This window comes from Xanthomonas hyacinthi (assembly GCF_009769165.1).
GTDB classification, from domain to species: domain Bacteria; phylum Pseudomonadota; class Gammaproteobacteria; order Xanthomonadales; family Xanthomonadaceae; genus Xanthomonas_A; species Xanthomonas_A hyacinthi.
On the sequence record NZ_CP043476.1, the window covers coordinates 3554035 to 3566287 of the forward strand.

At 70.4% G+C, this 12253-nt stretch carries 9 protein-coding genes; 4 read left to right on the top strand and 5 right to left on the bottom strand.

What is annotated here, in order from left to right:
- Positions 1 to 38: 38 nt before the first annotated feature.
- Complete coding sequence (locus FZ025_RS15620) at positions 39 to 2561, top strand: glycoside hydrolase family 3 protein (RefSeq protein WP_104558620.1); 2523 nt, start codon at positions 39 to 41, stop codon at positions 2559 to 2561.
- Between the two features lie 172 nt (positions 2562 to 2733).
- Entirely contained in the window at positions 2734 to 4566 is a 1833-nt protein-coding gene (locus FZ025_RS15625; RefSeq protein ID WP_046977892.1) for an ABC transporter ATP-binding protein, read from the top strand.
- A 52-nt stretch (positions 4567 to 4618) separates the two neighbouring features.
- On the opposite strand, the gene FZ025_RS15630 is transcribed toward FZ025_RS15625, so the two are convergent.
- The 4 genes from FZ025_RS15630 to FZ025_RS15645 form a co-directional block, all read right to left on the bottom strand.
- Positions 4619 to 5488 carry an EamA family transporter gene (locus FZ025_RS15630; protein ID WP_046977891.1) on the bottom strand — a complete coding sequence of 290 codons (870 nt, stop codon included), beginning with the start codon at positions 5486 to 5488 and terminating at the stop codon, positions 4619 to 4621.
- 364 nt (positions 5489 to 5852) lie between these two features.
- On the bottom strand, positions 5853 to 7649 hold the full coding sequence (locus tag FZ025_RS15635) for a DUF885 domain-containing protein (RefSeq protein ID WP_046977890.1): 1797 nt from the start codon (positions 7647 to 7649) through the stop codon (positions 5853 to 5855).
- A gap of 321 nt (positions 7650 to 7970) precedes the next feature.
- On the bottom strand, positions 7971 to 8264 hold the full coding sequence (locus FZ025_RS15640) for a hypothetical protein (protein WP_046977889.1): 294 nt from the start codon (positions 8262 to 8264) through the stop codon (positions 7971 to 7973).
- Positions 8265 to 8425: 161 nt separating this feature from the next.
- Entirely contained in the window at positions 8426 to 9367 is a 942-nt protein-coding gene (locus FZ025_RS15645) for a LysR substrate-binding domain-containing protein (RefSeq protein ID WP_046977888.1), read from the bottom strand.
- Positions 9368 to 9580: 213 nt separating this feature from the next.
- Between FZ025_RS15645 and FZ025_RS15650 the strand changes: the two genes are divergently transcribed.
- Positions 9581 to 10489, top strand: coding sequence for a DMT family transporter (locus FZ025_RS15650; RefSeq protein ID WP_046977887.1), 909 nt, complete (start codon positions 9581 to 9583; stop codon positions 10487 to 10489).
- Between the two features lie 331 nt (positions 10490 to 10820).
- Here the strand turns inward: FZ025_RS15650 and FZ025_RS15660 are convergent, their stop codons facing one another.
- On the bottom strand, positions 10821 to 11735 hold the full coding sequence (locus FZ025_RS15660) for a peptidylprolyl isomerase (RefSeq protein WP_046977886.1): 915 nt from the start codon (positions 11733 to 11735) through the stop codon (positions 10821 to 10823).
- Between the two features lie 9 nt (positions 11736 to 11744).
- Between FZ025_RS15660 and FZ025_RS15665 the strand changes: the two genes are divergently transcribed.
- Positions 11745 to 12242 carry a sensor domain-containing protein gene (locus tag FZ025_RS15665; RefSeq protein WP_244292541.1) on the top strand — a complete coding sequence of 166 codons (498 nt, stop codon included), beginning with the start codon at positions 11745 to 11747 and terminating at the stop codon, positions 12240 to 12242.
- Positions 12243 to 12253 lie beyond the last annotated feature (11 nt).

The following is a 12253-nucleotide window of genomic DNA, read 5'->3' on the forward strand; positions in this document are numbered from 1 at the left end:
CGCCCGGCGCGCTCCCGCACTTCGATGGAGGAAACCGGATGTCCACACCGCACCCTTGGGCGCGCGCGCTGCTCGCCGCCGCCACTCTCGCCGCCGTGGCCGATGCCGCACCGCCGACCGCACCGGCACCGGCACCATTGCGCGATTGGCCGGCGCTGCGCAGCGCGGTGACGCCCGATCCGGCGATCGAGGCCAGGGTCGCGCAGATCCTGGACGGCATGACCCTGGCGCAGAAGGTCGGGCAGATGACCCAGGCGGAGATCAAGTCGATCACGCCCGAGCAGGTGCGCCAGTACTACATCGGCTCGGTGCTCAACGGCGGCGGCTCGTGGCCGGGCAAGGACAAGCACGCGCGCGTCGGCGATTGGCTGCAACTGGCCGACGCCTATTACCAGGCGTCGATGAGTACCGACGCGCAAGTGCCGATCCCGATCGTGTGGGGCACCGATGCCGTGCATGGGCACAGCAACGTGTACGGCGCCACGCTGTTCCCGCACAACATCGGCCTGGGCGCGGCGCGCGACCCGGCCTTGGTCGAGCAGATCGGCCGCGCCACCGCCGAGGCCAGCCGTGCCACCGGCATCGCCTGGGCATTCGCGCCTACCCTGGCGGTCGTGCAGGATCCGCGCTGGGGACGCACCTATGAGAGTTTCTCGTCCGACCCGGCGCTGGTCCGCCGCTACGGCGCCGCCTACGTGCGCGGCATGCAGGGCCGACTCGGCGACGACGCCAGCGTGCTGGCCACCGCCAAGCACTACCTCGGCGACGGCGCCACCGAGCATGGCCACGACCAGGGCGTGGCGCGGATCGGCAAGGCGCAGATGGTCAATATCCACGGCCAGGGCTACTACGGCGCGATCGAGGCCGGCGTGCAGACGGTGATGGCCTCCTACAGCAGCTGGAACGACGTCGCCGCCGGCATCGACTACGGCAAGATGCACGGCGCTGCACCGCTGCTGACCGGGGCGCTGAAACAGAAGATGGGCTTCGACGGCTTCGTGGTCTCCGACTGGAACGGCATCGGCCAGGTGCCGGGCTGCGGCAACGCCAGTTGCGCGCAGGCGATCAACGCCGGCATGGACATGGTCATGGTGCCCGACGACTGGAAGGCGTTCATCGACAACACCGTCGCCCAGGTGCAGGCCGGACAGATTGCGCAGGCGCGCATCGACGATGCGGTGCGGCGCATCCTGCGGGTCAAGCTGCGCGCCGGCCTGTTCGCGCACAAGCCCTCCGCCAGCCGCTATGCCGGGCGCGAGGACGCGCTGGTGCATCGCGACTTGGCGCGGCGCGCGGTGCGCGAATCGCTGGTGCTGCTGAAGAACGAGCGCGGCGCGCTGCCGTTGCGTCGCGGCCAGCGCCTGCTGGTGGTCGGCAAGAGCGCCGACAGCCTTTCCGACCAGGCCGGCGGCTGGTCGCTGACTTGGCAGGGCACCGACAACCGCAACGCCGACTTCCCCAATGCGCAGAGCCTCCTGGCCGGCCTGCGCGAGCTGGGCGACGCCGACCGGGTGCGCTACGCCGATTCGGTCGCCGCGGCCGCACCGGGCAGCTACGACGCGATCGTCGCGGTGATCGGCGAAACGCCCTACGCCGAGGGCAGCGGCGACATCGTCGCCTCCGCCACGATGGCGCACAGCCAGCGCCATCCCGAGGACCTGAAGACGCTGCAGGACGCGGCCGCGACCGGCAAGCCGGTGATCGCGGTGCTGCTGTCCGGGCGGCCGCTGTACGTCAACGATCTGCTCAACCTGTCGCAGGCGTTCGTCGCCGCCTGGCTGCCGGGAACCGAGGGCGGCGGCGTGGCCGACGTGCTGTTCGGCGGCGCGTACGATTTCCGCGGCCAACTGGGCTTCCCGTGGCCAGGGCAGGCCTGTCCGCCGCCGCTGGCGCCGGCCGATCCGGCGCGGCCGCCGTTGTTCGCGGTCGGCTACGGATTGCGCTACGCCCGCGGCGGCCGCGTCGGCACGCTGCCGGTGCGCTTGCCGGCCGACTGCGGCGCGGCCACCGCGCTGCCGGTGTTCAACCTGCGCGACGCCGCGCCGTTCGCGCTGAAGCTGGCCGCGCGCGGCCAGGAGCGCGCGCTCGGCGACGACCTCAACGCGGTCGTGCAGTGGCCGCAACCCGATCCGGCGCTGAGCGTGCGCACGGTGCAGGTCAACACCCAGCAGGACGCCAAGCAGGTGACCTGGCATGCGCCGGCACGGCTGTTCGCCAGCAGCGCCGGCGGCCAGAACCTGAGCGCGATGGCGCAGGCGCGCGCCGCGCTGCAGTTCGACGTGGCGGTCGCGCATGCGCCAAGCGCGCCGGTGACGCTGCGCCTGGGCTGCGTGCGCGGCTGCGGCGAGGGCGTGGACATCGGCCCGTTGCTGGCCGCGGCCGGGCCGGGCAAACGCACCGTGAGCGTACCGTTGGCCTGCTTCGGCAAACGCGGCGCCGATCTGGGGGGCATCGACATGCCGTTCGCGATCGACGCCGATGCGCCGTTCGCGGCGGCGTTCGCCCGCATCCAGATCGTGGCCGGCGCCGCCGATGCGGCCGATGCGCTGCGCTGCGATTGAGTGGCGGGGATGACCAGCCATTCGGCTGTTGGAAGCCGGGATTCGGGATCGGTAACGGCGAGGACGCTGCGAGCGTGTCGCTGCGTCGTGGCGCCGCCGCGGCGCGGCGCAGGCAAGCTGTCGTTGACGCGCGATACGCTACCCTGACGCCCCGTTCGTCGCTGGTCCGCCAATGTTCCGCTGGTTCGAGTCGCTGATTCCCGTGTTTCCCGCCATCGACCCACGCATGCCGCCGCGCGGGGTGTGGCGCTTCTATGCGTTCTACCTGCGCCCGGTGTGGCCGGTGTTCGCCGCCACGCTGGTGGCCGGGCTGCTGCTGGCGCTGGTCGAAGTGGCGATGTTCGATTTCCTCGCCCGCATCGTCGACCTGGTCGCCGAGGCGCCGGGGCCGGACTTCTTCGCGCGCCACCGCGACGAGTTGTTGTGGATGGCGGCCATCACCCTGATCGCGCGGCCGCTGCTGACCGGACTGCACAACCTGCTGGTCAACCAGGCGATCATGCCCGGGCTGAGCAACCGCACGCGCTGGCTGATGCACAACTACGTGGTGCGGCAGAGCCTGAATTTCTTCCAGAACGATTTCGCCGGACGCATCGCCAACCGGGTCATGCAGACCGGCACCTCGCTGCGCGAATCGGCGGTGCAGATGGTCGATGCGCTGTGGTACATCCTGGTCTACACCGGCACTGCGCTGTACCTGTTCGCGCAGGCCGACGTGCGGCTGATGGCGCCGCTGCTGGCCTGGCTGGTCGCCTACGTGGCGCTGATGGCGTACTTCGTGCCGCGCATGCAGCAGCGCGCGTGGATCGCCTCGGAAGCGCGCTCCCAGGCGATGGGCCGCATCGTCGACGGTTACACCAACATCGCCACGCTGAAACTGTTCGCGCATGCCAAGCGCGAGGAGGCCTACGTGCGCGAGTCGATCCAGGAACTGGCGGTCAAGCACCGCGGGCAGACCCGGATGACCACCGCCATGGACCTGTCGATCGCGGCCTTGAACGGCTTCCTGATCGTCGGCACCTGCGCGTTGGCGCTGTGGTTGTGGAGCCAGGGCCGGATCAGCGTCGGCGCGATCACCCTGGCCACCGGGCTGGTGATCCGCATCCACAACATGTCCGGCTGGATCATGTGGGTGATCAACGGCATCTTCGAGGACATCGGCACCGTGCAGGACGGCATGGAGAGCGTGGCCCAGCCGATCCAGGTGCAGGACCGCGCCGATGCGCAGGTATTGCAGGTGACGCGCGGCGAGGTGCGTTTCGAACACATCCATTTCCACTACGGCAAGCGCGGCGGGGTCATCGCCGGGCTCGACCTGCAGGTGCGTGCGGGCGAGAAGATCGGCCTGGTGGGACCGTCGGGCGCGGGCAAATCGACCCTGGTCAACGTGCTGCTGCGGCTGTACGACCTGGAAAGCGGGCGCATCCTGATCGACGGTCAGGACATCGCCACGGTGACCCAGGAAAGCCTGCGCGGGCAGATCGGCCTGGTCACCCAGGACACCTCGCTGCTGCACCGCGCGATCCGCGACAACCTGCTGTACGGCCGCCCCGATGCCAGCGAGGCGCAGCTGCACGCGGCGGTGCGCAAGGCGCGCGCCGACGGTTTCATCGACGCGCTGCGCGACGGCGAAGGCCGCAGCGGTTATGAAGCGCATGTCGGCGAACGCGGGGTCAAGCTGTCCGGCGGCCAGCGCCAGCGCATCGCCATCGCCCGGGTGCTGCTGAAGGACGCGCCGATCCTGGTGCTGGACGAAGCCACCTCGGCGCTGGATTCGGAAGTGGAGGCGGCGATCCAGGACAGCCTGGACGAGTTGATGGCGGGCAAGACGGTGATCGCGATCGCGCACCGCCTCTCGACCATCGCGCGCATGGACCGGCTGGTGGTCATGGACCAGGGCGCGATCGTCGAAACCGGCACCCACGCCGAACTGGTCGCGCGCGGCGGCCTGTACGCGCGGCTGTGGGCGCGGCAGACCGGCGGCTTCGTGGCGGTCGATGCATGAGTGCGCAGAGGCGCAAGGCGCGCGCCGCGCCGTGCCGCCTGCGCCTTGGCCCTTAAGCCGACGCCGCGGCCGCACGCCTGTCGGCGGTGAGCGCACTGCCGGCCGAGGCGACGACGATGCAGCCGATCGCGCCCCACTGCCGGGCACCGAGGCGTTCGCCCAGCAGCAGCCACGCGGCGAGCGCGGACATGGCCGGTTCCAGGCTCAGCAGGATGCCGAAGGTCTGCGCGGGGAGGCGCCGCAGCGCGTACATCTCCAGCGAGAATGGCAGCGCACTGGACAGCAGCGCCATGCCGCCGGCATGGACCAGCAGCATGCCGTCATGCAGCAATGGGCCGATCCGCGGCGCGCCGAACGGCGCGGTCACCACCGCGGCGACCGACAATCCCAGCGCCACCGCCTGGCCGCCGCCGCCGGCCCCGGCATGGCGGCCGATCACGATGTACAGCGCCCAGCACGCCGCCGCGGCCAGGGCCAGCAGCACCCCGCCAGGATCCAGTGCGGAGCCATGGCCACCGTAGGGCAATAGCAGGGCCATGCCGACGACCGCGCATGCAATCCAGACAAAATCCAGTGCACGGCGCGACGCCAGCAGCGCCACCGCCAACGGTCCGGTGAATTCGATCGCCACGGCGATGCCGAACGGCAGCGTGCGCAGCGACAGGTAGAACAACAGGTTCATTGCCCCCAGCACGCTGCCGTAGATGGCGATCGGCCACAGTGCGCGTACCTTCGGCAGGTTCCGCCAAGGCCGGTGCAGCGCGAACAGCAACAGCGCGGCCAGGCCGGCCCGCACGAAGGTGGTGCCTTCGGCGCCGAGCACCGGGAACAGCCGCTTGGCCAGCGAGGTGCCCAGCGACAGCGAGACGATGCTGGCCAGGAGCGCCAGGGCCGGCCAAGGCGAGCGTGCCGCGGCGTTCACGGGCGCCTCCTGCACTTGCTTGCAGGGAGGGCGGGCTGGCGCAATATGGCGGCGCGATTCATTTCGGTATTCTTCTGCAACGTGGCGAGCTCCGCGCGCGTTTGCGCCCTCTGTTGTGCAAGTCTGCTGCGTGAGCTGCGATGCCAATCACGCCTGCATTTGAGCGGCGCTAGCGCATTCGCGCTGTCGCCCCCACGATTTGCTGCGCAAACCGTGGGCCCCAGCTCACCATCTCCCACATCCCCCGCGCCTGTCGGCGCGCGCCCCCTTGACTCAAGGGGGCTTTTCTCCAGTTGGATCGTGCGGGATCTTCGGTTGAAGGCTTTTACCGGGTCCCGAGTCCCCGGTCCCGAGTCCCGCCGACTTACCGAATCGGCTCCTCCAGCATCAGCTCGCGCACGAAGCGCACCGGCGGCGCGCCGTAGGACAGCACCTGGTCGTGGTAGGCCTTCAGGTCGAACCTGTCGCCGAGCTTGGCCTGCATCGCCTTGCGCAGGTCCAGGTGCTCCTGCACGCCGACGAAGTAGGTCGGCAGCTGCGCCGAGGTCAGCTGCGCGCGCACCCACTTGCCCTCGGCTTCGCTCTGCTGCTGGAAGGTGTCGTGCATCATCAGCCGCATGGCCTGTTGCTTGCTCCAGTGATCGACGTGCACGCCCTGGTCGAGCAGCGCGTTGGCCAGGGTGCGCAGGTAGAACTTCAGCTGCACCAGGTGGAACAGCGGATCGTTGTCCAGGTAGCCCTGCTCCTGCATCATCCGCTCGGTGTACACCGCCCAGCCCTCGGCGAAGGTGCCCGAACGCAGCACGCCGCGCAGGGTCGAGGGGAACTTGGCCGAGTGCCAGCCTTCCACGTAGTGGCCGGGCACGCCTTCGTGGATGCTCAGCAGGTGGATCATGCGGCCGTTGTATTCGCGCAGGAACGATTCGGCCTGCTGCGCGCTCCAGTCGTCGGGAATCGGCGACACCGCGTAGAAGGTCTTCAGGTTCTTGTCCAGCGGACCGGGCGAGTCGCAATAGGCCACCGCCACGCCGCGCTGGAACTCGGGCATCAGGATGATGTCCACCGGCGCGTCGGGCAGGGTCAGCAGGTCCTTGGCACGGACGAATTCGGTGGAGGAGGCCAGCGCCGCCTTGGCGTCGTCGACCACCTTGTCGCGCGCCGGATGCTGCGCGTAGGCCAGCTCCAGCGCCGCCTCGATCGCGGCCTGCTGCTGCGTCTCGCTCGGTGCATCGGCCAGCGTCGGCGCGTTCGGCGCGTCCTTCAGCACGGTGCGGGCGATGCCGTACATCTGCTCGCGCACGCGCTTGAGCTCGGCCTCGGCGCGCTGCTTGATCTCGGCGCGCGACAGCGAGGAGTTGAGGGCGAACTTCAGCTTCTGGTCGTATTTCTCCGCACCGATGCGGACATCGCCCTTGGCGTTGGGCAGCAGGGTCTTGTCCAGCCAGGTCTGCTGCTCGGCCACCGCTTTCTTCAGCCCGTCGATCGCGGCCTGCAGGCGCTGCGCGTCGGCGTCCGGCAGTTGCTTGACGTGCGGAGCGATGAAGGTGTCGACGATGCTGAGGATGCCCTGGTTCTGCTTGGCCACGGTCTGCGCATTGATCAGCGGCACCCGCGCCGGGTCCAGGTTCGCGCGCGCCTGCGCGAACAGCGCCGGGATCTTCTCCATGCGCGCGGTGGCGGACTTCAGCCGCTCCGGCAGCGGCGCGAATTCGCGCGCCATCAGCCCGTAGATCGCGCCGCCGGCCAGACCGTTGTAGACCTGCGGATCCCAGGCCCAGCTCTGCGACACCTCGCGGCTCCAGATGTCCGACTGCACCTGGTTGCGCAGGATCGCCGTATCCACCTGGTTCTCGCGCGAGAGTTTGGCCACCTGGAGCTTGTCCAGTTCCGCCAGCAGCTGCCTGCTCGCGTCCAGGCTCTTTTGCCGGCCGGCGGCGCTGAGGTCGTCCAGCGCGCTGTCGTAGCGGTGATCGCCGGTCTGGGTGGCGCCGACCGGGGACAGCTGCATCCAGGTGTCCACGGCACGCTTGGACAACGCGGCGAAGGCGGCGTCGGCGGTCGCGCCGGGCGTGGCCGCGGACGCCGCCGTCGGCGCGTCGGCGGGTTTCTGGCAGCCGGCGAGGGCGGCGAACAGGGCGGCAGCGAGCAGGTGCTTGCGCATCGGGTTTCCTGGGGTGGGTCGATTCCCAAGCATAGGCGGCGGCCGCGGCGCGCGCACCTGCCGTTGGATTACGCTGCAGCGTGGCGGCGAGCATCCGCAGGCCACGCTGAGCGTGCGCATCGTGCCGGCGAAGGTGGAACCGCTGATCGCGCAGGCCGGCAGTGGCGGCGAGATCGGCAGCCACAGCACCCATGCCGAGGATCTGGCGCAGCCTGCACGCGCAAGCGTGGCGCGATCTGCCTGGGGATTGAGGACACGCCCCAGGGGCGTTGGCGCATTTTCGACGATGTCCCTGGTCTGTGGGCGAGCGGGAGAAAGGACTTAGCCTTCGTCCTGCTCGAACTCCACGATCACTTCCAGGTCGAAGGCCAGCGCTTCCACGGCCTCGCGCACCTTCAGCGCGGTGGCGGCGTTGCCGGCTTCGATCTCCACTTCGTGGGTGCCCGGACCCTGGTCGTCGGGCAGCCCGGCAGAGCTGGAATCGTCGTCGTCCATATGGCGCATCAGATCGTCGATTTCCTCGACGTGCTCGATGCCTTCCAGGCTGCCGAGCAGGTTGATGATGGCGCGGGCGTCGTCTTCGCTGCCGGTGATGCGGATACGGAGCAGGGGCATGGGCCTTCCTCTGAGCAGGGGCAGGCAAGGCTAGGCAGACGCCGGCTAAGGCGAAGTGATGACGGCTCAGCGCGATTGCGGCGCCGCGCCGCCCAATGCGGCGACGTCGAAGACCGACACCGGCAGCGCCGCGGCCGAGGCTGCAACCAGGCGAGAAAAAGCTAACCCGCCCTGGGCGGCAGCCCCAGCAGTTCCGCCGGCAATGCCGGCAGCGGCGTACGTTCGTCCAGCGCCTCGCGTTTGAGCCAGTCGATGAACTGGCTGGCCGCCGGGCTGGGCAGGCGGTGGCCGGGATGCACGATGTAGTAGGAATAACGCGCCTTCAGCGCCGGGCCGGGCAGGCGCACCAGTTCGTAGCGCTGCAGGTAGGGCTGGGCGATGTGCTTGCGCGCCAGCACCGCGCCGACGCCGTACACCGCCGCGCGCATCGCATCGGTGCTGTCGTTGAAGGTGTGCATCGGCGGCAGCTCCACGCCGCGCACCGCGGCGGCGCGGAACCAGTCGCGCCAGCCCTGCGGCGACATGTCGCCGAGCAGCGGTAGCTGCGCGATCTGCTCGGGGCGGCGCAGCGTGGCCAGCTGCGGCAGCGCCGGCGAGGCCACCGGGAACAATGCATCGTCCATCAGGTGGTGCGAGGTCAGCCCGGGCCACGCGCCCTGGCCGTAGCGGATGCCCAGGTCCGGTCCGCCATCCTCGAAGCGCGAGAACGCCGCGTCGGTCTGGATGTCCAGGCGCACGTGCGGATGCGCCTGGCAGAAGCGCGGCAGCCGCGGCAGCAACCAGCAGTAGGACAGCGAGCGCAGCGTGGTGATGCGCAGCGGCGCGGTGTCGGCCTGCGGGTGCAGGTTGCCGGCCACCGCGGCGATATCGGCCAGCGCCGCGCTGGCCGCATCGGCCAGCTGCCGGCCCTCGGCGGTCAGCTTGACCCCGCGCGCATGGCGCTGGAACAGGGGCGCGCCGAGCAGCGCCTCCAGCTTGCGCACATGGTGGCTGACCGCGCTGGCGGTGAGGTGCAGTTCCTCCGCGGCATGGGCGAAGTTCTGGTGGCGCGCGGCGGCGGCGAACACGCCGAGCGCGGGCAACAGGGCAGGACGCAGTTGCATCGGCAGACACGCGGCAGATTTGTGGCTTGCGACGATACTACGCGCTTGTGGGCGTTGCGGTGTGGCGCGATCATGGCAGCCATGCACAAGGCGCGCGGCCGGGGTGGCGCTCACAAGGGCGCGTTCACGGCTTGCGCCGCGGCCGCGGCAAGGCGCGACCGGGCGCCGGCACCATCGACGGCAACCGACACGATGACCCCAGGAGACAACACGGTGAATGCAGCCAACCCCGCGTCCGGCACTCCGGCCGACCGCCATCCGGCACCGGCGCTGCGCGACTGGCGCACGCCGCTGGAACTGCTGTTCCTGGGCATCGTCTGGGCCTGCTCGTTCCTGTTCATGCGCGTGGCCGCGCCGCAGTTCGGCGTCTACGCGCTGGTGGAGCTGCGCCTGGCGCTGGGCGCGGCGGTGCTGCTGCCGTTCCTGTGGCTGGCGCGCGCGCGTTTCCCGCTGCGGCGCTGGCCGACGCTGGCGGCGATCGGGGTGCTCAACTCCGTGCTGCCGTTCCTGCTGTTCGCCTGGGGCGCGCAGCACGCCCCGGCCGCGATCGGCGCGATCTGCAATGCGATGACGGTGTTGTTCACCGCGCTGATCGCGTTCCTGTTCTTCGGCGAGAAGATCGGCACGCGCCGCGCGCTCGCGCTGCTGGTCGGTTTCGTCGGCGTGCTGGTGCTGGCCACCGGCAAGTCCGCCGGGCTGAGCGTGGGGCCGGCCGCCTTCGCCGGCGCCACCGCTGCGCTGCTGTACGGCATCGGCTACAACCTGGTGAAGCGGCACATGGGCGACCTGCCGCCGGCGGCGTCGGCCGCGTCGACGCTGGGCTGCAGCGCGCTGCTGCTGGTGCCGCTGGCGTGGACGCATTGGCCGGCGGCACCGGTGTCGGCGGTGGCCTGGGCCTGCGCCGGCGCGCTGGGCGTGCTCTGCACCGGGCTGGCGTACCTGATGTACTACCGGCTGATCCAGCGCATCGGCCCGGCGCGCGCCTCGACGGTGACCTACCTGATCCCGGTGTTCGGCGCGCTGCTGGCCTGGTCGATCCTCGGCGAGCCGTTGACCTGGAGCATGCTGCTGGCCGGCGTGCTGATCCTGGGCAGCGTCGCCTTCAGCCAGCGCGCGCGTTGAGGAACGTGCCGATGACGTCTTCGCTGCCGGCCTCGCAATTCGCCTACAAGGCCAATGCCGAACTGCTGCAGGCGCTGGCGCAGATCGATGCGGCCGCGTATCCGCGGCAATACCAGCGCGATTGACGCCTATCGCGCATGGCGCCTATCGCCGCGGCAAGATCGGCATGCTGCTCAGCGAATGCGGGGTGGAACAGCCACGCGTGCTGGTCACCCGTTTCCTGCACGCGGACGCCCCCCCGAGCGCCGCGGCGCGGCGCCAGTGGCCTGAGCGCCCGGCGGAGAGCCGACGCAGGGCAGTGCGCCAGTGCGCTGACGAGTGCGGGGGCGAACTACTGCGGCGGCGTGCGCACCGGCAGCGGCACGTTGCACAGGTCGATGTGCCCGGCCGGGCGCTTGTAGAAAGCGTCCCTGCGGTTGCGCCGCGCTTCGGCCACGTCGCGGAAGGTCTGGGTATCGGTGCGCAGCAGCTGCAATGGGGTGCGTTCGGTTTCGGGCAGGTCGCTGGCGAGGGTGATCGCGCGGATCGGCGTGCGCTGCTCGGGTTTGGCGTAGAAGCCCATCGGGTCCGGGCCGCGCGGAATCACGCTGAGCAGTTCCATGCCCTTGACCACGCGCCCGACCACGGTGATGTTGCGGTCCAGCTGCCGCGGCGATTGCCCGGTGACCACGTACAGTTCGGCGCCGATGCTGCTGTCCTCGTCGTTGTTGCGGCCGGCGCCGAGGGTGCCGTAACAGTGCGCCAGCCACGCTTTGCCGTTCCTGGGGTCGCGCGCGGCCGGGAAGCCGTCGACGAAGCCCACTTGTGGCGCCCAGCCGTCGCGATCCGGCAGCGCCTGGAAGGCCAGGCCCCTGGCGGCGCGCTGGAACTCGGCGGGCAGGTGCCGCTTGGCCGAACCCAGCGACTTGGCCTTGTCCGCCTCCTCGCCGTCGGGATCGCCGAACTGCACCACGAAGTTGTCCTGCGAGCGGTAGATGCTCAGGCCGTCCCAGAAGTGCTCGTGGGCCAGGGTACGGATATTGCCGACGTGCTGCGGCGCGAACGCCGGCGCCAGCGCGATGACGACGCGGCCACTGTCCAGGTCCAGATACAGTGTGTTGGCCGGGTCCGGCGTGCGCCAGTCGCTGGGCTTGGAGGCGTCCAGGATCTGCTGCGGACTGCGGTACGGCGCGGCAGGCGCGGCCGCCAGTGCGCAGGCGGCGGACGACAGCAACGCGAGGGCGAGCAGGGTGGGGCGCAAGCGCATGGCGGCAGCCTGGAGGACGGTAGCCGATTCTTACCCAGCCACCGCCGCTGCGCCAACGCCAACGCCGCCCAGCGCGCCCAGCGCGCTGCGGGGCGTCCTGCGCTTCCTGGGCCGCCGCCGCCGCGGGCAGCGCAGTCGCATGCTGCTGCTGCCGCAGCGCGCCCATCTGCGCGTTGGAGAAGCGCAGGGCCACCTCCCTGGACCACGATGCTGTATTTCGTGCTGATGCTGCCGCTGGGAATCGTCTACTTCGGCGTGTTCGTCGCCCGGCTGAGCACGGCGCTGGCGCTGCCGGCGGCGCCGCCGGGCTTGCTGTTTCCGAACGAGATCCACGTGGGGCTGAAGTTCGGCGACCTGCGCTTCGGCGATTCCGGCCTGTGGCTGCTGCCGCTGGTCGGTGCGCTGGGCAGCGTGCTGCTGTTCGCCACGCTGCACCTGGCGCGGGCGGTCGGCAAGCTGCACGGCATGCTGGCCAAGCACCTGCTGGTGCACAGCGCGGCGCAATGACGGTGTCGCCG